The 17,784-nt window shown below is 66.9% G+C and carries 18 protein-coding genes; 9 read left to right on the plus strand and 9 right to left on the minus strand.

What is annotated here, in order from left to right; all coding sequences use genetic code 11:
* Positions 1-146 precede the first annotated feature (146 nt).
* From AC3DET_RS04015 to AC3DET_RS04030, 4 genes are all read right to left on the minus strand, one after another.
* Positions 147-893, minus strand: a complete 747-nt coding sequence (locus AC3DET_RS04015) for a cytochrome c1 (RefSeq protein ID WP_192200461.1) — start codon at positions 891-893, stop codon at positions 147-149.
* On the minus strand, positions 886-2,145 hold the full coding sequence (locus AC3DET_RS04020) for a cytochrome b (protein WP_192200459.1): 1,260 nt from the start codon (positions 2,143-2,145) through the stop codon (positions 886-888). The genes AC3DET_RS04015 and AC3DET_RS04020 overlap by 8 nt, the downstream gene beginning before the upstream one ends.
* A gap of 3 nt (positions 2,146-2,148) precedes the next feature.
* Positions 2,149-2,760, minus strand: coding sequence for a ubiquinol-cytochrome c reductase iron-sulfur subunit (gene petA / locus AC3DET_RS04025; RefSeq protein ID WP_488390776.1), 612 nt, complete (start codon positions 2,758-2,760; stop codon positions 2,149-2,151).
* Between the two features lie 170 nt (positions 2,761-2,930).
* Positions 2,931-3,833: a lytic transglycosylase domain-containing protein gene (locus AC3DET_RS04030; protein WP_488390777.1), complete on the minus strand. Its 903-nt coding sequence runs from the start codon at positions 3,831-3,833 to the stop codon at positions 2,931-2,933.
* Between the two features lie 217 nt (positions 3,834-4,050).
* On the opposite strand from AC3DET_RS04030, the gene miaB reads away from it, so the two are divergent.
* Positions 4,051-5,487, plus strand: coding sequence for a tRNA (N6-isopentenyl adenosine(37)-C2)-methylthiotransferase MiaB (miaB, locus tag AC3DET_RS04035; protein ID WP_446537584.1), 1,437 nt, complete (start codon positions 4,051-4,053; stop codon positions 5,485-5,487).
* A 9-nt stretch (positions 5,488-5,496) separates the two neighbouring features.
* On the opposite strand, the gene AC3DET_RS04040 is transcribed toward miaB, so the two are convergent.
* The 5 genes from AC3DET_RS04040 to AC3DET_RS04060 form a co-directional block, all read right to left on the minus strand.
* A complete protein-coding gene (locus AC3DET_RS04040) occupies positions 5,497-5,928 on the minus strand; it encodes a nuclear transport factor 2 family protein (RefSeq protein WP_488390778.1) in 432 nt (143 codons plus the stop codon).
* Positions 5,929-5,964: 36 nt separating this feature from the next.
* The gene (locus AC3DET_RS04045; protein ID WP_488390779.1) at positions 5,965-7,053 is read right to left on the minus strand and encodes an ABC transporter permease; all 1,089 of its coding nucleotides are present in this window, start codon (positions 7,051-7,053) and stop codon (positions 5,965-5,967) included.
* Positions 7,050-7,976 (minus strand): ABC transporter ATP-binding protein, encoded by a 927-nt coding sequence (locus tag AC3DET_RS04050; RefSeq protein WP_488391166.1) that lies wholly within the window; start codon positions 7,974-7,976, stop codon positions 7,050-7,052. Before AC3DET_RS04050 ends, AC3DET_RS04045 begins: the two co-directional genes overlap by 4 nt.
* A 106-nt stretch (positions 7,977-8,082) precedes the next feature.
* Positions 8,083-9,042 (minus strand): HlyD family secretion protein, encoded by a 960-nt coding sequence (locus AC3DET_RS04055; protein WP_488390780.1) that lies wholly within the window; start codon positions 9,040-9,042, stop codon positions 8,083-8,085.
* Positions 9,032-9,751 (minus strand): TetR/AcrR family transcriptional regulator, encoded by a 720-nt coding sequence (locus AC3DET_RS04060; protein WP_488390781.1) that lies wholly within the window; start codon positions 9,749-9,751, stop codon positions 9,032-9,034. The genes AC3DET_RS04055 and AC3DET_RS04060 overlap by 11 nt, the downstream gene beginning before the upstream one ends.
* Positions 9,752-9,851: 100 nt before the next feature.
* On the opposite strand from AC3DET_RS04060, the gene AC3DET_RS04065 reads away from it, so the two are divergent.
* The 8 genes from AC3DET_RS04065 to AC3DET_RS04100 all read left to right on the plus strand — a co-directional run bounded on the left by AC3DET_RS04065 (position 9,852) and on the right by AC3DET_RS04100 (position 17,710).
* Positions 9,852-10,196: a hypothetical protein gene (locus AC3DET_RS04065; protein ID WP_446537588.1), complete on the plus strand. Its 345-nt coding sequence runs from the start codon at positions 9,852-9,854 to the stop codon at positions 10,194-10,196.
* A gap of 30 nt (positions 10,197-10,226) precedes the next feature.
* Positions 10,227-11,210 carry a PhoH family protein gene (locus AC3DET_RS04070; RefSeq protein WP_488390782.1) on the plus strand — a complete coding sequence of 328 codons (984 nt, stop codon included), beginning with the start codon at positions 10,227-10,229 and terminating at the stop codon, positions 11,208-11,210.
* A gap of 24 nt (positions 11,211-11,234) precedes the next feature.
* Entirely contained in the window at positions 11,235-11,723 is a 489-nt protein-coding gene (gene ybeY, locus AC3DET_RS04075) for an rRNA maturation RNase YbeY (protein ID WP_192200446.1), read from the plus strand.
* 4 nt (positions 11,724-11,727) lie between these two features.
* The gene (locus tag AC3DET_RS04080) at positions 11,728-12,318 is read left to right on the plus strand and encodes a hypothetical protein (RefSeq protein ID WP_446537589.1); all 591 of its coding nucleotides are present in this window, start codon (positions 11,728-11,730) and stop codon (positions 12,316-12,318) included.
* A 38-nt stretch (positions 12,319-12,356) separates the two neighbouring features.
* On the plus strand, positions 12,357-13,232 hold the full coding sequence (locus tag AC3DET_RS04085; RefSeq protein ID WP_337730388.1) for a CorC family transporter: 876 nt from the start codon (positions 12,357-12,359) through the stop codon (positions 13,230-13,232).
* Complete coding sequence (locus tag AC3DET_RS04090) at positions 13,225-14,403, plus strand: lipoprotein N-acyltransferase Lnb domain-containing protein (RefSeq protein WP_488390783.1); 1,179 nt, start codon at positions 13,225-13,227, stop codon at positions 14,401-14,403. Before AC3DET_RS04085 ends, AC3DET_RS04090 begins: the two co-directional genes overlap by 8 nt.
* Positions 14,404-14,448: 45 nt before the next feature.
* On the plus strand, positions 14,449-16,476 hold the full coding sequence (locus AC3DET_RS04095; RefSeq protein WP_488390784.1) for a glycoside hydrolase family 97 protein: 2,028 nt from the start codon (positions 14,449-14,451) through the stop codon (positions 16,474-16,476).
* 220 nt (positions 16,477-16,696) lie between these two features.
* Complete coding sequence (locus AC3DET_RS04100; protein ID WP_337730391.1) at positions 16,697-17,710, plus strand: magnesium and cobalt transport protein CorA; 1,014 nt, start codon at positions 16,697-16,699, stop codon at positions 17,708-17,710.
* The last annotated feature ends 74 nt before the right edge of the window (positions 17,711-17,784 follow it).

The raw sequence follows: 17,784 nt of genomic DNA on the forward strand, positions 1-17,784 counted from the left end.
ACGCCGCCAGCCCCTTGCTGACGGTCGCCACGGTCCTTGAGTGTGCAATCCCTGCCGAAAAAAGCCAAGCAACCCCAGCCCGGCCGGTTTCGCCTGCGGTGCGGGCACGGAAGCCCTGCACCGCTGCAGTGGATGCGCGACGGTCCTTAGTGGACGTCCTTCCAGTACTCCTGCTTCAGCAGGTAGGCCAGGAACGTCAGCGCCGCCAGGAACAGGATCACCCACACGCCGATGCTCTGGCGCTTGAGGGCTGCCGGCTCGCCGACATACTCCAGGAAGTTGGTGATGTCGCGCGCGGTCTGGTCGAACTGCTGCGCGTTCTGGCGACCGGCCTGCGTCACCTTGAGGCTTTCCACATGGCGTTCGCCGGTGGCCGCGTCGGGCTGGCCGAACTCCGCATGCTGCAGGCCCTGCAGCTCCCACAACGGATTGGGCATGGACGCGTTCGGGAACAGCTTGTTGTTCCAGCCCAGCGGACGCGACTCGTCGAGGTAGAACGACTTGAGGTACGTGTAGATCCAGTCGCTGCCACGCACGCGCGAGATCACGCTCAGGTCCGGCGGCATCTTGCCGAACCATTTCGTGGCCGGGTCATGCGGCATCGACACCTGGATCTGCTCGCCGAACTTCGCGCCGGTGAAGTTGAGGTTCTTCATCACCTCGTCTTCGGTCAGCCCGAGATCCTCGGCCATGCGCGAATAGCGCATGTACTTCAGCGAGTGGCAGCCCGCGCAGTAGTTCATGTACAGCTGCGCACCGCGCTGCAGGGAGGCGCGATCGCTCAGGTCGTTGCCGGCCTGCAGCTTGTCGCCGCCGCCTGCGGCGAACACGGAGAACGAGATCAGCAACCCGCTGGCGAAGACAGCTAGGCGAGAGGCGAAAGTCTTAGTCATGCGTCGTCACCCGCTCGGGCACTGGCTTGGTCTTGTCGATCTTGGTCCAGATCGGCATGGTCAGGAAGAACAGGAAGTAGAAGGCGGTCAGGAAACGGCCGATGATGGTTTCCACCGGATCCGTACCCGGGCCGGCGCCGATCTTGCCCAGCCAGACGAAGCAGATGGCGAACACGCCCAGCAGCACCTTGGACAGCAGGCCGCGGTAGCGGTAGGACTTGACCTTGGCGCGGTCCAGCCACGGCACCAGGAACAGGATCGCGATGGCGCCGAACATCACCAGTACGCCGCTGAGCTTGTGCGGCACCACGCGCAACATGGCGTAGTACGGCGTGTAGTACCACACCGGCTTGATGTGCTCCGGCGTCACCAGCCTGTTGGCTTCGGAGAAGTTGTCGTGCTCGAGGAACCAGCCGCCCATGGCGGGGGCGAAGAACACGATGAACGCCGCAAGGATCAGGAAGCCACCGACATAGAAACCGTCCTTCACCGTGTAGTACGGGTGGAACGGCACGCCGTCGGCCGGAGCGGTCGGCGACCAGCGGTTGCCCTTCGGGCCCTTCTTGATCTCCACGCCATCGGGGTTGTTCGAGCCGACTTCATGCAGCGCGAAGATGTGCAGCACCACCAGCAGCAGCAGCACCAGCGGCAGCGCGATGACGTGCAGCGCGAAGAAGCGGTTCAGGGTGGCGTCGCTGGGCAGGTAGTCGCCCATGATCCATTCGGTCAGGCCGTTGCCGATCACCGGGATGGCGCCGAACAGCGAGATGATGACCTTCGCGCCCCAGAACGACATCTGGCCCCACGGCAGCACGTAGCCGAGGAAGGCTTCGGCCATCAGCACCAGGTAGATCAGCATGCCGAGGATCCACACCAGCTCGCGCGGCTTCTGGTACGAGCCGTACATCAGGCCGCGGAACATGTGGATGTAGACGACGATGAAGAACAGCGAGGCGCCGGTGCTGTGCATGTAGCGGATCAGCCAGCCCCACTCCACGTCGCGCATGATGTACTCGACCGAGGCGAAGGCTTCCGCCGCGCTCGGCTTGAAGTGCATCGTCAGGAAGATGCCGGTCAGGATCTGGTTGACCAGCACCACGATCGACAGCACGCCGAAGATGTACCAGATGTTGAAGTTCTTGGGCGCGTAGTACTCGCTCATGTGCTTGCGGTACACGGGCATGAAGCCCGGGGCGCGCGCGTTGAACCAGTCCATCACGCCATCAGCGGTACGGGTAATGATGTTCGCCATGGCTTATGCGCCCCCCTGCGGGTCGAGGCCGACGACGATGGTCGTGTCGTTCTCGTAGTAATGCGGCGGCACCACCAGGTTGGTGGGGGCCGGCACGCCCTGGAACACCCGGCCGGCCATGTCGAAGCGCGACTTGTGGCAAGGGCAGAAGTAGCCGCCCTTCCAGTCCGGATCGTACGGCTCGGGCTTGATCTCGGCCGCCATTTCCGGCGAGCAGCCCAGGTGCGTGCACAGGCCGACCAGCACGGAGATCTCCGGCTTCAGCGAACGCGTCTCGCCCTTGATGTACGACGGCTGCTGATCGAGGTTCTGCGACTGCGGGTCGCGCAGGTTCGCGTCCAGGGACGGCAGCGCATCCAGGATGGCCTTCGAGCGCTTGACGATCCAGATCGGCTGGCCGCGCCATTCCAGGATCAGGCGCTGGCCTTCCTGCAGACCGGTCAGGTCGGCGGTCACCGGGGCACCGGCCAGCTTGGCCCGGGCGCTCGGATTCCACGACTTGATAAAAGGTACAGCTGCAATACCGGCACCCACTGCACCCACCACAGCGGTGGTCGCAGTCAGGAACCGGCGTCGGCCCGTATTCACAGGCCCATTGACCCCATCGATGGCCATCCGGCACTCCGCAAAACAATCAGGTAGCTAAAAAGGCTGCCAAGGCCGCACCCGAAACGCCGGTGCGGGCCGCATAAAGACGGCGAAGTGTAACGGATGGCTTAATGGGCCGACAACGGGCGCCGTGAAATCAAGGCCTTGCGGCGCGTCCGGCGTCGCCGCGAGCTGTTTCAGCGCGCGGCAACCGCCTGCCGGTAGCGGTCGGCCAGGACGGCCACGCGCTGCACGTAGCGCTGGGTTTCCTTGTACGGCGGAACGCCCCCGTGGCGGTCCACCGCACCTTCGCCGGCGTTGTAGCCGGCGGCGGCCAGGGTCAGGTTGCCGTTGAAGCGCTTCAGCAACCAGGACAGGTACTGCGCGCCGCCGCGGATGTTCTGCGCGGCGTTGTAGGAATCGGTGACGCCGAACCGGCGCGCCGTGGCCGGCATCAGCTGCATCAGGCCCTGCGCCCCGGCATGCGACAGCGCCATCGGGTTATAGGACGATTCCGCGTGCATGATCGCGCGCAGGATGGATTCCTCCACGCCGAATTCGCGCGACGCGGCGGCGATCTCGGCCTGGTAGGCGGATGTGTTCAGTCGCAGCCGTCCGAAGTCGACGCTCGGATTCCCGCAGGCGAAGCAGGTCTCGATGTAGCTGTACTTGATGGTGCGCAGGCTGGCGACCTGGGTGCCGCCGCGCGGGCGCGTACTGGTGTAGTGACGCACGCCGTCCTTGATGTAGGAGTAGACCTGCCCGCTGACCACGCGGCGCGGACCGGTGGCCGGCGCGGGGACGGACGCGGCTGGCACCGCTGCCGGGACGATGGCGCTGGCCGAATCGGACAGGGCGGGCGAGCTGGCCGCTCCCACCGCCGGTGTGGCGGCTGCAGGCCGTGACACGGCGGAGACCTGCGTCGGCCGGTTGCGGTCGGGCGTGTAGCGGCTGACCACTTCGCAGCTTGCGCCACTGACACGCTTGCTGACGTAGTTCGGCACACCGTCATTGCCGGTGCACTTGTACAGCGTGCCCGCGCTGGCCGGCAGTGCGGTCAACGCGGCCAGTGCGGCCAGAAGCGTCAGAGTCCCCCTCATGCCGCGCAGTGTCCCGAATTCCCGGGTGATTGCCAAGTCCTTGTCCAACAAAGGTTTCCTCCAATCTGTGCGGCCGGTCGGAGTTCCGACTGCCGGACGCCGGCCCCTTCATGCCGGGCTGTTACCCGCTATCAACGCCAGCGGGGACGGGGACCGGCCGTCGCGCAGCGCGTAAACTACGCGCCCCCTGCCCGCCCACCCGACTGGATTAAGCGCCATGACCGGGACGCAAGCCCCCGCACTGCCGACCACGGCCGCCCCTGCCGTGACCGACCCCGCCCTTGTTCCGTTGCCCACCGGTCGCCCCCGTGCACCCGAGCAGGTCAAGGGCAAGCTCTACATCAAGACCCACGGGTGCCAGATGAACGAGTACGACTCGGCCAAGATGGCCGACGTGCTCGCCGCTTCCGATGGGCTGGAGCTGACCGACAACCCCGAGGAAGCGGACGTGGTGCTGGTCAACACCTGCTCCATCCGCGAGAAAGCGCAGGAGAAGGTCTTCAGCCAGCTCGGCCGCTGGAAGGCACTCAAGGCCGGTGGCCGTGACGTCATCATCGGCGTGGGCGGCTGCGTGGCTTCGCAGGAAGGCGAAGCCATCGTCAAGCGCGCGCCCTACGTGGACCTGGTGTTCGGCCCGCAGACCCTGCACCGCCTGCCGGAGCTGATCCGCGCCCGCCGCGAGCAGAACAGGCCGCAGGTCGACATCAGCTTCCCCGAGATCGAGAAGTTCGACCGCCTGCCCGAGCCGCGCGCCGAGGGCCCCTCGGCGTTCGTGTCGATCATGGAGGGCTGCTCGAAGTACTGCTCGTTCTGCGTGGTCCCCTACACGCGCGGCACCGAGGTCAGCCGGCCGTTCGAGGACGTGCTGGTGGAAGTGGCGCAGCTGGCCGCGCAGGGTGTGCGGGAGATCAATCTGCTCGGCCAGAACGTCAACGCGTATCGCGGTCCCTATGGTGATGGCGAGGTCGCCGACCTCGGCCTGTTGATCCGCACGATCGCCGAGATCGACGGCATCGGCCGCATCCGCTTCACCACCTCGCACCCGCTGGAATTCAGCGACTCGCTGGTGGATGCGTATCGCGACGTGCCGCAGCTGGCCAACTTCCTGCACCTGCCGGTGCAGGCCGGCAGCGACCGCATCCTCTCCGCGATGAAGCGCGGCTACACCGCGCTCGAGTTCAAGCAGAAGATCCGCAAGCTGCGCGCGGTGCGGCCGGACATCTCGATCAGCTCGGACTTCATCGTCGGCTTCCCCGGCGAGACCGATGCGGATTTCGAGAAGACGATGAAGCTGATCGAGGACGTGGGCTTCGACCAGAGCTTCTCCTTCATCTACTCGCGCCGCCCGGGCACGCCGGCCGCGGACCTGGAAGACGACACGCCGGATGCCGTGAAGCACGCGCGCCTGGACCGCCTGCAGCAGCAGATCAACGCCTACGCCGCGGGGATCTCGCAGCGCATGGTGGGCACGGTGCAACCGGTACTGGTGGAAGGCCCGTCGAAGAAGAATCCGAACGAGCTGACCGGCAAGACCGAGAACATGCGCTCGGTGAACTTCCCCGGCCACCCGCGGCTGATCGGGCAGTTCGTGGACGTGACGATCACCGAGGCGCTGGCCAACTCGCTGCGCGGACGCGTCGCGGGCACCGACTGAGGCGCCGGATCAGCCGACAGCGGGCAACGGCATGCCTTCGCGCTCGTTGTCCCAGATCATGTGGATGATCTTCCAGCCCTGCTCGCCCTTGTAGAGCTGAATGCTGTTGATCCCGCGCCGCTCGGGCACGGCGTCGCCCGGGGCGTGGCGTGCCTCGTAGGCGCTCCAGACATGGGCGATGTTGCCGAACACGCGGATCTCCCGCGCGGTCTCGACCTCGAAGAAATCCACCTTCGCCAGCAGCTCATCGGCGTTGGCCCGGTACTCCGCCAGCGAGAACGACAGGCGCCAGGGCTTTCCCTGCGCATCCACGCCGGTACGGATCTGCCGGCAGTCGGGATGGAAGACCGCATCCTGTGTCGACCAGTCGCGCGGACCCGCCGGGCCCGAGATCATCGCGTACATGGCGTCCACCGCCGCGCCGATCGCTGCTTCGTCCATCGTCTGCCCCGCCGTCCCGGAAGAAGCGCCAGCCTATCAGTCCAGCCGCTTGCGGAACCGCAGGATCGCCGCCGTCATCATCACCGAGGTGAACCCCAGCAGCGCCAGCACGTCGGGCCACAGCTCGGACAGCCCCGCGCCGCGCAGCATCACGCCGCGGATCAGGCGCAGGAAGTGCGTCAGCGGCAAGGCTTCGGCAATCCACTGCACGACCTTCGGCATCCCGGCAAAGGGGAACATGAAGCCGGACAGCAGGATCGACGGCAGGAAGATGAAGAACGTCATCTGCATGGCCTGGAACTGCGACTGCGCGCCCGTGGAGATCAGCAGGCCCAGCGCCAGGTTCGCCACGATCAACAGGCACGCTGCAAGGTACGCATGCAGCAGGCTTCCACCCAACGGCACGTCGAACAGCCACATGCCGAGCGCCAGCACCACCGTGGTCTGCACCAGGCCGATGGCCACATACGGCAGCACCTTGCCGATCATCAGCTCGGCACTGCTGACCGGCGTGGCGATCAGCAGCTCCATGTTGCCGCGCTCGCGTTCGCGCACGATGGCCACGGCCGTGAACAGCACCATGGTCATGGTCAGGATCACCCCGATCAGGCCGGGCACGATGTTGACCGCCGATCGACGCTGCGGGTTGTAGAAGCCCGTCACGCTGACCGTCCGCGTCGCGAGCGGCCCGCTGCTGACGCCATCGAGAGGCATCTGCGCCAGCTGCGCGGCCGCGCTCTGCACTGCGTTGTCGCTGCCATCGACGAGGATCTGGACCGCCTCGCGCCCCTCGGCGCGGCGGCGTTCGTAGTCGGGCGGGATGACCACGCCGATGCTGATCTCGCCCCGGCGCATGGCATCGACCAGTTCCTGCGGCGTGGCGACTTCCAGGGCCGGGCTGACCACGCCGGTGGCGACGATATCCATCACCAGCGCACGCGAGGCGGACGTCCGCGCCTGGTCGGCGAAGCCGGCGGACAGGTCGCGCAGGTTGGTATTGATGGCGTAGCCGAACAGCAGCAACTGCATGACCGGAATACCGACGATCATCGCCAGCGTGATGCGGTCGCGGCGCATCTGTCGCAGTTCCTTGACCATCACCGCCATCAGGCGACGGAGTTTCATGCGGCCTCCTCGCGAGCCGGCTGCGCGCGCGTGGCGGACACGAAGACGTCCTCCAGGTTGGCCTGCGATGCCGACACGCCCGCTTCGATGCCCGCCGCACGCAATGCGGCATCGACGCGCGCCGCAGCGTCGCCGTTGTCCGCCAGCAACACACGCAGCACGTTGCCGATCTGCGCCACGCTGACCACGCCCGCAATCCCCAGCAGCACCGCCTTCGCCTTCCGCGGCTGCGCAGCATCCACCACCAGGGTACGGCCCGCGAGTTCGCCCGTCAGTGTATCGGGCGTGCCATCGGCGACCAGCACGCCCCGGTCGAGGATGGCGATTCGATGGCAGCGTTCGGCTTCGTCCATGTAGTGCGTGGACACCAGCAGCGTGGTGCCTGCATCGGCGAGCTCGAACAGCTTCTCCCAGAAATCGCGGCGCGATTCCGGGTCCACCGCGCTGGTCGGCTCGTCGAGGAACAGCAGCTCCGGCTCGTGGATCACCGCTCCCGCCAATGCAAGCCGCTGCTTCTGCCCCCCGCTCATCGTGCCCGCAAGTTGTTTCTGCCGGTCATGGAAGTGGTACTGCTCGACCAGGTCGTCGATCCGCTTCCGCGCCCGTGCTCGCGGGATGTCCTGCACGGCAGCCAGGAATTCCAGGTTCTCGCGCACTGTCAGGTCCTCGAACAGCGAGAACTTCTGGGTCATGTAGCCGATGCGCGTGCGCAGTTGCTCGGCCTGCTCCGGGATGCGCAGGGCCAGCACGTCGATCTCGCCTGCACTGGGCGTCAGCAGGCCGCACAACATGCGGATGGTGGTGGACTTGCCGGAACCGTTCGGGCCAAGGAACCCGTAGACGTTGCGTCGCGGCACATCGAGATCGACATCGTTCACCGCGACCAGGGCGCCGAAGCGTTTGGTCAGCCCGCGGACGCGGATCGCGAGATCGTCCCGCTCCCGTGGCAGCGGCTTCAGCCCCGACCGCACGCCGTCAGCATCGAGCGTCGGTGCGGAAGCCCCTCCTGCGGCGATTGCGGGTGCCGGGTCAGTTCGCTTCATCGGACACCACCTGCAGCGGCGCACCCACTGGCAGATCGGCGGCATCCTTGCCCAGGCTGATTTCCGCCAGATAGCTCAACCGCTCGGCGTCCTGGCCGGTCAACGCAAAGTACGGGGTGAAGCTGGGTTCGCTGCGGATCATGCGCATGCGGCCGGCATACGTCTTCTCCTGTCCGTCCAGCCGCACCTGCACGGTATCGCCAACCTTCAACCGGTTGCGCAGGGCCTGCGGCAGGTAGACGCGTGCATAGGGCGCCTCGCCTACCAGCATCACCGCCAGCGGTGCGCCGACCGGCGCCTGGTCGCCGAGCTTGTACGGCAGGCTGTCGATGCGGCCCGCGCGCGGCGCCACGATATTGAGCTTCTCCAGCGTCACCGCCTGCACACTGGCCTGCGCTTCGGCCGACGCGACGGCGGCCTCGCCCTGCGCCACTTGCTCGGTGCGCGTGCCGCGCTCCAGCTCCAGCAACGCGGCCTGTGCCAGCCGGACCTGGGCCTGCGCGCTCTGCGACGCGGCGCGTGCACGGTCCACCTCGGAGGCGGCGACCAGACGCTGGCGGCCCAGCGGCTGCAAGCGCGCGTAATAGGCATCCGCATCGCGGGCCTGCGCCTGCGCAGCGGCCAGGCTGGCGCGCGCCTGTGCGATGGCTTCGCTGCGCGGACCGGCGCGCAGTTCCGCCAGCGCCCCGCGGCTCTGCGCGGCCTGCGCCTGCGCGGCCGCCAGTTGCGACTGGGTGCGGGTCAATTCCAGTTGCAGCAGGGGCGCACCGGCGGCCACCTGCTGTCCTTCGCGCACGTCGACGCGCACGATCCTTTCCGCCACCGGCGACGGCAGCGTCACCCGGTCCCATTCCAGCGTACCCAGGGCCTCGGGCGTGTCGGCGGCGCATCCCGCCAGCATGAGGATCGCGGCCGCGAGCGCGGCACGTGGCAGTTCATTTCGCATGGTCCAGCTCCAGTCCACGGTCCAGCAGCACCAGCGTGTGCCGGCGCAGGTCGTTGAAATCGATGTCGTCGGCGCCGAACAGCTGCCGCCAGATCGGCGCGCTGGCCAGCGGGAACATGGTCAGCCCGATCAGCGAGACCATCAGCAGGCGCGGATCCAGGTCCGGGTTGAGTTGCCCGGCCTGCTGCGCGGCGGCGAACCGGCCGGCCATCATCTTCGGCAGCATCGGGCCAACCTGACTGATCATCATGTCGCGCAGTGCGCCGCCCTCGCAGAGGATCTCGCGTACCCACAACGTCGGCAGCCAGGGGTGCTGCGCAACCACGCCGCCGATGCCGTGCACGAAGCCGGCGACCAGTCCGGCCACGTCCCCCTCGCCCGCGTCCACTACGGGCGCGCGCATCTGCGCCACGACCGGCAGCAGACGTTCGGCCACCACGGCCTGCTGCAGCTGCGCCTTGTCGCCGAAGTAGTAGTGCACCAGCGCGGGGGTGACGCTGGCTTCCGTCGCAATGTCACGCAGCGAACTCGCGGCGATGCCCTTCCTGACGAAGCACGTCAACGCGGCGTCGAGCAGCGTGGCGCGCAGATCGGCCACCTCGGCCGTGGGACGGCGGCCAGGGCTGCGCTTGCGGGGCGAGGCGGCCTTCTTCGACGGCGCCTTCGCCGTGCCGTCGGCATTTTGTTCGGGATGCTTGAGAGATGTCATGCGCCTATTTAATTTTCGAATTAATTAAATTTCAAGCCCCCTCCGACGAGCGGCATGCGGTGGCCGCTGCCCTGACGCCGGGTTACCCTGCCTGCCCGCCTTGAGTCCGCCAGGAATCGCCGCCATTTCCCCTGACAGCCCGCGCCTGTGGGTGTTCACCCTGGAAGCCCGTCCCCTGCCCGACAGCCCTGATTTCGTCGAGGCCGGCGGGGCGTTCGTGACCTGCTACCTGCGCCCGGCCTTTACGCCAGATCCCATGCGCCGCGCCGTCGAGTTCGTCCGCGAGCAGGGCTGGGAGGTCATCGCGGTGGAAGACGAGCCCCTGCAGATCGAACGCCACGACGCTCCGGAAGCCGAACACTTCGACCAGGCACTCGTCGATGACGAGGTCTACGTCTTCCACCAATGGCCGGTGGACGACGCGGGCGACCAGACGCGCCACTAACCGCTATTGCCACGAGTATTCCCCCGCCCCATGACTGCCCCCAGCAAGCACGAATTCACCCTGCAACCCGAGAACGTCGAACGCCTCGCAAACCTGGCCGGCCCGTTCGACGCGCACCTGCGCCAGATCGAACTGCGCCTGGGCGTGGAGATCGCCAGCCGCGGCGCCATCTTCCGTGTCACCGGGCCGGAGAAGTCCGTCGCCGCCACGGAGAAGCTGCTGCATGCGCTGTATGAGGAAGCGGCCAGCGAGACGTTCGACAGCGAGGCCATCCACCTGCGGCTCAACGCCGCCAACGTGGATCGCGTGGCGGAAGAGGACTACCTGCCCCAGGACGTGGCCATCAAGGTCAAGCGGGGCACCGTGCGTGGCCGTGGCGCCAACCAGGCGAAATACCTGCACGCCATCGCCACCCACGACATCAATTTCGGCATCGGCCCGGCCGGTACCGGCAAGACGTTCCTGGCCGTCGCCAGCGCGGTGGAAGCGCTCAACGAATCGCGCGTGCAACGCCTGATCCTGGTGCGCCCGGCGGTGGAGGCCGGCGAGAAGCTCGGCTTCCTGCCTGGCGACCTGACCCAGAAGGTCGACCCCTACCTGCGCCCGCTGTACGACGCGCTGTACGAGATGCTGGGCGTGGAGAAGGTGGTCAAGCTGCTGGAGAAGAACGTCATCGAGATCGCACCGCTGGCCTACATGCGTGGCCGCACGCTCAACGATGCCTTCGTCATCCTCGACGAAGCACAGAACACCACCATCGAACAGATGAAGATGTTCCTGACCCGCATCGGGTACGGCAGCACCGCCGTCGTCACCGGTGACCTGACCCAGATCGACCTGCCCAAGCACCAGAAGTCCGGCCTGAAAGATGCGCTGGACGTCCTGCGCGGCGTGGACGGCATCTCGTTCAACTTCTTCACCAGCCGCGACGTGGTGCGTCATCCGCTGGTGGCGAAGATCGTGCGGGCTTACGATGCACGCGATGGCAAGGATGCCGAGACCGGCCCTGCCTGATCCCCTCCGTCGACCGCGATCGCCATGACCCAAGGCCCCGTCCGCCTCGAAGTCTCCGTGAATTACGCCCTGCCGCGCACCGGCATCCCTTCGGCAGTCAGTTTCCGCAAGTGGGTGGCAGCGGCGTTGAAAGGCCGCATCCGCGAAGCGGATCTGGCCATCCGCATCGTCGACAGCAAGGAAGGCCGCGCGCTGAACCGGCACTATCGCGGTCGCGACTACGCGACCAACGTGCTGAGCTTCCCGGCCGAGATGGCCGAAGGCGTCAAGTTGCCCAAGGGCGTCAAGATGCCCTTGCTGGGCGACCTGGTGATCTGCGCACCGGTCGTGGCGCGCGAAGCGAAGGAGCAGAAGAAGCCGCTGGCAGCGCATTACGCGCACATGACCGTGCACGGCGCATTGCACCTGCTGGGCTGGGACCACGAGGACGACAAGGAAGCCGAGTGCATGGAACAGCTGGAGCGCGAGATCCTCGCCGAACTCGGCATCGCCGATCCTTACGCGGAAGACTGACCGCATGCTGCGCACCCTGCTGTTCGTGCCGACGTTGGCACTGGTCCTCTCCTCCCCTGCCGCCGCGCAGGACGCCCCGCCAGACCTGCCCGCACTGATCGAGTGCCGGAGCGACATCACCCGGTTGACCGCGCTTGCACCCGCGCTGGAGGACCCGCTGAAGGCGGTCGCGCTGGGGTGGCAGCCGCTGCCGCAGGCGAACATGTTCATGACCGAATACCGGCTGGCCAGGCCGATCCGCGTCTTCGGGCACGACACAGACCACATCGCGTTCTCCGGCGGCGGCGTGATCGCGCTGCTCGACCTGCCCGATCCCCGACCGCTGGCGAAGCAACTGGCGCTCGAAACCGCCATCGACACGCCGGCCAAGGCGATGTTCGGCAAGGAGCTGCGCAGCGAGGAAACCCGCGACGCCGCGACCGGCGAGCTGCTGATCGAATCGGCCGTATTGAACGTCAGCAACGTCGCCTCGCACCCCGGCAAGACACTGGTGGGCTGCAGTTACAGCCTGGACCTTCCGGAGGAAGCGCCCGCGGACGAAGCAGCACCGCCCGCCGGGGCCGCGCCGCCTGCGTCCGGCGCCCAACCGGGTTAGACTGGCCTCAACGCCCCGTGGGCGACCACTCCCCCGAGATGTCAGAAGACGACAGTACCTTCGCGCCGGACGGCTCCGACAAACCGTCGGAGAAACGGCGCTCCTGGCTGGACCGCCTCAGTTCGGCGTTCTCCGGCGAACCCAGCACACGCGACGACCTGGTGGCCATCCTGCGCGATGCGCAGTCCGACGGCCTGATCGGCGGCGATACCCTGAAGATGATGGAAGGCGCCATCGCCGTCGCCGACCTCACCGTGGGCGATGTCATGGTGCCGCGCGCGCAGATGGTTTCGTTGCCCGTGGAGGCGCGCTTCCTCGACCTGATGAAAGAAGTGGTCGAATCCGGCCACTCGCGCTTCCCGGTACACGGCGACGACAAGGACGAGATCCTAGGCATCCTGCTGGCCAAGGACCTGCTGCGCGGCGTGGTGGCCGACAACGGGCCCGGCAGCGTGCGCGAACTGCTGCGCCCCGCCGTGCTGATCCCCGAATCGAAGAAGCTCAACCTGCTGCTGAAGGAATTCCGCCTGTCGCGCAACCACATGGCGATCGTCGTCGACGAGTACGGCGGCGTGGCCGGCCTGGTCACCATCGAGGACGTGCTGGAACAGATCGTCGGCGAGATCGACGACGAACACGATGAAGCCGAGGATGGCGCCGCGCTGATCGCCGCGCAGGCCGATGGCCAGTTCGTGGTGGATGCGCTCACGCCCATCGCCGACTTCAACGAGCGTTTCGGCGCGGATTTCCCCGACGACGAATACGACACCGTCGGCGGCCTCATCACCGCCGCGATAGGCCACCTGCCGGAGACCGGCGAGGAGCTCACGCTCGGGCGCTTCATGTTCCGGGTCGCCCGGGCCGATGCGCGCCGCGTACACGCCTTCCATGTCGGGGTGCTCGCCGATGCGTAGCGTGGCTGCACGCCTGGCGCTGCTGGGCGTGCTGTGGCTGCTGGCCGTGACGGCGTGGTCCGCCCCGCGGATCGGCGTGGCGACGATGCAGCCGGGCGAGGTGTTCTTCGAGCGCTTCGGTCACAACGCCATCGTGGTGGTCGATCCCGCCAGCGGCGACGCGATCTCGTACAACTTCGGCTTCTTCGATCCGGGCGAGTCAGACTTCGTCGGCAATTTCGCCCGCGGCCACATGATGTACTACCTCATGGCGCTGCCGTTCGAGCAGGATCTCCTGCAGTACCGCGACAGCGGCCGCGGCGTCTCGCTGCAATGGCTGGACCTGGCGCCGGCGCAGGCGCAGGCACTGGCCGACGCGCTGGTCGAACGGGCCAGGCCGGAGAATGCGCGCTACCGCTACGACTACTTCACCTCCAACTGCTCCACGCAGGTGCGGGACGCCCTCGATGCTGCGCTCGGCGGCACGCTGAAGTCGCAGCTCGCCGGCCGTTCGCGCGGCAATACGCTTCGCAGTGAAGCGGTGCGGCTGGCGTCGCCGGCAACATGGATGTGGCTGGGCTTCGACGTGGGCCTGGGCCCCTCGGCCGACAAACCGATGTCGCGCTGGGAAGAGGCCTATGTCCCCATGCGGCTGGCCGACAGCCTGCGCGAAGCGAAGAACAGTGCAGGCCGACCCCTGGTGCAGTCGGAAATGCAGTTGCTGCCGCACCGTATCGCCCCGGAGCCGGCGGAAACGCCACGGCGATGGCTGCCCTGGCTCGGTGCGGGTGTCGTGGCGGCGTTGCTGATCGGCTTCGCCGGCCGTCGCTGGCCGCGTGCCGTCGCCGTCGCTGCGTTGCCGTTCTGGCTGCTGTGTTTCATGGCCGGCGGTGTTCTGGTCTACCTGTGGGGCTTCACCGACCACTGGGCCGCATGGGCGAACCGCAACCTGTTGCTGCTGAACCCCCTCTGCGTGCTGCTGATTCCCGGCGCAGTTTCCGTGCTGCGCCGCCGCACGCCACCTGCCTGGTTCGGCTGGCTGATCTGTGCCATCGCGGGCGGTGCGCTGGTCGCCTGGTTCCTGCACTGGCTGCCGTTGCGCCTGCAGTACAACCAGCCATGGATCGCGCTGCTGCTGCCGGTGCATCTCGCGCTTGCATACGTATTCATGCCGCGACGCTTGTCGCGCTGAGCCCCGCCACGCACGATGCGGCCCTCTGCACATCGCGAGGGTCGCATGCTCCGTTATCTCTTTCCGCTCGTCGTCCTGCTCACCGTCGGCGCGGACGTCGCGCATGCAGCCCCGGGGCCTCGCGTCGCATCGCCTGATGGCTCCATCGTGGTGGAACTGTCCACCGACAACGACGGCCGCCCCGCCTACGGCGTGTCGCGCAAGGGACAGCCGGTCATTTCGTCGTCGCGGCTCGGCTTCCTACTGCTGGATGCGCCGAAGTTCGAGCGCAACATCGAGATCGTGCAGCCGCGCACGCGCACGTTCGACGAGACCTGGGAGCAGCCGTGGGGCGAACGCCGCTTCATCCGCAACCACTACAACGAGCTGACCGTCACGCTGAAGGAGAAGGCCAAGCCCTTCCGCAGCTTCGACGTGGTATTCCGCGTATTCGACGATGGCGTGGGCTTCCGCTACCGCTTCCCGAAGCAGGCGGGGCTTGAGCAGGTGAAGATCAGCGAGGAGCTGACCGAGTTCGCCCTCGCACGCGATGCCACGGCATGGTGGATTCCCGCCGGCGAATGGAACCGCGAAGAGTATCTGTATCACCGCACGCCCCTGCAGCAGGTCGGCGATGCGCAGACACCGATCACCTTTAAGTTCGAGGACGGCACCCATCTGTCGATCCACGAAGCCGCGCTTGTCGACTACAGCGGCATGAACCTGACCCGCGTCGAGGATCGCAAGCTGAAGGCCGACCTCACGCCCGGCATCGGCGAAGGCAAGGTGGTGCGCGCGGCACCGTTCGATACCCCATGGCGCACCCTGCTGCTGAGCGATGACGCCGCCGGCCTGGCCATGTCCAGCCTCACCCTCAACCTCAACGAGCCGAACGCGCTGGGCGACGTGTCGTGGGTGAGGCCGATGAAGTACGTCGGCGTGTGGTGGGAGATGCACCTGGAGCTGAAGAGCTGGGCTTCCGGGCCGAAGCACGGTGCCACCAACGAGAACGTCCGCAAGCACATCGACTTCGCCGCGAAGCACGGCCTCGGCGGCGTGCTGGTGGAAGGCTGGAACGTGGGCTGGGACGGGGACTGGTTCGGCAACGGCGAGGACTTCAGCTTCACCAGGTCGTATCCGGATTTCGATCTGCCCGCGCTGTCGGCGTACGCGAAATCGAAGGGCGTGGTGCTGATCGGCCACCATGAGACGTCGGGCAACGCCGCGCACTACGAAACGCAGCTGGCTGATGCGTTCGATCTGTACGAGCGCGTCGGCGTGCCGGCGGTGAAGACCGGCTACGTGGCCGATGCCAGCCAGGCCAAGGTCACCGGCGCCGATGGCAAGCGCCACTACGCGTGGCACGAGGGCCAGGACATGGCGCGCCACCATTTGAAGGTGGTGACCGAAGCGGCGAAGCACCACATCGCGGTCAACCCGCACGAGCCGATCAAGGACAGCGGCCTGCGTCGCACCTATCCCAACTGGATCACCCGCGAGGGCGCGCGCGGCATGGAGTTCAGCGCGTGGGGCCAGCCCGGCAATCCGCCGGAGCACGAGGCCAACCTGGTGTTCACCCGCCTGCTGGCCGGACCGATGGATTACACCCCGGGCATCTTCGGCATGAAGACGCGCTCCACCGACGGCATCGCCACCACCTGGGCCAAGCAGCTGTCGCTGTACGTGGTGATCTACAGCCCGTTGCAGATGGCGGCCGACCTGCTGGAGAACTACGAGAAGAACCCGGCGCCGTTCCAGTTCATCAAGGACGTGCCGGTGGACTGGGAGGACACGCGTGTGCTGAACGGTGAAGTCGGCGACTACGTGACCATCGCGCGCAAGGAACGCGGCGGCGACAACTGGTACCTGGGTGCACTCACTGACGAAGACGGCCGTACGCTGGACGTGCCCCTGTCGTTCCTCGACGAAGGCCGCCGCTACACGGCGCAGATCTACCGCGATGGCGACAAGGCGAACTGGAAGACCGCCCCCCAGGACATCGTGATCGAGGAGCGCAGCGTGACGCGTGGCGACACGCTGACGCTCAAGCTGGCGCCGGGCGGCGGGCAGGCGATCCGGTTCGTGGCGCGCTGACCCCTGACGCTTCTGTAGGAGCGACGCGAGTCGCGACCGCGAGAACAAAGCCGCCAAGCTCCTCACGAAGAACGGATCCTGCGGACGAGGCTCCAACTCACAGCCGCAGGATCCGTGTCCGCCCCCGTCCATGGAGCGTCGTTGCGAGGGTCGCGACTCACGTCGCTCCTACAGGAAGCCGGGCTTGCCGCAACGGCGTGCGTGGCGCACGATCCACGCCATGAACGATCTCGCCGCCATCGATACGAAACCCGCCCTGCCCCAGTGCGTCATCAACTGCGTGGTCTACGACCAGGGCGGCAAGCGGCGCGACATCGGCCTGGACGAGATCAGCGATGTACTCGCGGTCGATGATGGCAGCTTCATCTGGGTGGGCCTGTACGAGCCAGCCGATACGATCCTGGAGAAACTCCAGGAGGAATTCTGCCTGCACGACCTGGCCGTCGAGGATGCGCAGAACGCGCACCAGCGCCCCAAGCTGGAAGCCTATGGGAACTCGCTGTTCGTGGCCGTGCACACCGCGCAGGTCGTCGACGACCGCATCCGCTTCGGCGAGACGCATGCCTTCCTCGGCCCCCGCTACCTGGTGACCGTGCGCCATGGCGCCTCGCTGTCGTACGCACCGGTGCGCGAGCGCGTGCAGCGCGAAGCCGACCTGCTGGCGCTGGGTCCGTCGTATGGCCTGTATGCGGTGCTGGACTACATCGTCGACAACTATCGCCCCATCATCGATCAGTTCAAGCAGACCCTGGACACGCTGGAGAAGGACATCTTCGCCGACACCTACCGGCGCGGCACGGTGGTGAAACTGTACGACCTGAAGCGCGAACTGACCCAGATGCGGCTGGCGGTGGCACCGCTGCAGGATGTACTGGCGCAGCTGACCCGCTCGCAGAGTCCGCTGATCCCTGAAGAAGTGCGTCTCTACTTCCGCGACGTGCAGGACCACGTGCTGCGCGTGAACGAGTACACCGACACGCTGCGCGAGATGCTGACCACCGCGCTGAGCGTCAACCTGTCGCTGGTGACGCTGGCGCAGGGCGAGACGGTCAAGCGCCTCGGTGCGTGGGCGGCCCTGCTCGCGGCCCCTACGCTGATCACCAGCTGGTACGGAATGAACTTCGAGCACATGCCCGAACTGGGCGGACGCTTCGCCTATCCGATCCTGATCGCGGGAGTCGCGCTGGCCTGCTTCGGCCTGTACCGCCTGTTCAAGCGCTCGCGCTGGCTCTGACCGCAGTACGCCGTCGCACTGCGACCAAAGTCGAAGCCTGAATCCGGGATTACGGATTGACCGGCTTCCCGCAT

It is taken from the genome of Pseudoxanthomonas sp. 97-1-1, from assembly GCF_057773125.1.

What these genes read in the sequence shown, in the direction of transcription:
- AC3DET_RS04060 (WP_488390781.1), bottom strand. Translation starts at nt 9,751, where the DNA reads ATGACATCTCTCAAGCATCCCGAACAAAATGCCGACGGCACGGCGAAG.
- ybeY (WP_192200446.1), top strand. Translation starts at nt 11,235, where the DNA reads ATGACCCAAGGCCCCGTCCGCCTCGAAGTCTCCGTGAATTACGCCCTG.
- AC3DET_RS04015 (WP_192200461.1), bottom strand. Translation starts at nt 893, where the DNA reads ATGACTAAGACTTTCGCCTCTCGCCTAGCTGTCTTCGCCAGCGGGTTG.
- AC3DET_RS04070 (WP_488390782.1), top strand. Translation starts at nt 10,227, where the DNA reads ATGACTGCCCCCAGCAAGCACGAATTCACCCTGCAACCCGAGAACGTC.
- AC3DET_RS04040 (WP_488390778.1), bottom strand. Translation starts at nt 5,928, where the DNA reads ATGGACGAAGCAGCGATCGGCGCGGCGGTGGACGCCATGTACGCGATG.
- AC3DET_RS04090 (WP_488390783.1), top strand. Translation starts at nt 13,225, where the DNA reads ATGCGTAGCGTGGCTGCACGCCTGGCGCTGCTGGGCGTGCTGTGGCTG.
- AC3DET_RS04020 (WP_192200459.1), bottom strand. Translation starts at nt 2,145, where the DNA reads ATGGCGAACATCATTACCCGTACCGCTGATGGCGTGATGGACTGGTTC.
- AC3DET_RS04095 (WP_488390784.1), top strand. Translation starts at nt 14,449, where the DNA reads ATGCTCCGTTATCTCTTTCCGCTCGTCGTCCTGCTCACCGTCGGCGCG.
- AC3DET_RS04085 (WP_337730388.1), top strand. Translation starts at nt 12,357, where the DNA reads ATGTCAGAAGACGACAGTACCTTCGCGCCGGACGGCTCCGACAAACCG.
- petA (WP_488390776.1), bottom strand. Translation starts at nt 2,760, where the DNA reads ATGGCCATCGATGGGGTCAATGGGCCTGTGAATACGGGCCGACGCCGG.
- miaB (WP_446537584.1), top strand. Translation starts at nt 4,051, where the DNA reads ATGACCGGGACGCAAGCCCCCGCACTGCCGACCACGGCCGCCCCTGCC.
- AC3DET_RS04045 (WP_488390779.1), bottom strand. Translation starts at nt 7,053, where the DNA reads ATGAAACTCCGTCGCCTGATGGCGGTGATGGTCAAGGAACTGCGACAG.
- AC3DET_RS04080 (WP_446537589.1), top strand. Translation starts at nt 11,728, where the DNA reads ATGCTGCGCACCCTGCTGTTCGTGCCGACGTTGGCACTGGTCCTCTCC.
- AC3DET_RS04100 (WP_337730391.1), top strand. Translation starts at nt 16,697, where the DNA reads ATGAACGATCTCGCCGCCATCGATACGAAACCCGCCCTGCCCCAGTGC.
- AC3DET_RS04030 (WP_488390777.1), bottom strand. Translation starts at nt 3,833, where the DNA reads ATGAGGGGGACTCTGACGCTTCTGGCCGCACTGGCCGCGTTGACCGCA.
- AC3DET_RS04055 (WP_488390780.1), bottom strand. Translation starts at nt 9,042, where the DNA reads ATGCGAAATGAACTGCCACGTGCCGCGCTCGCGGCCGCGATCCTCATG.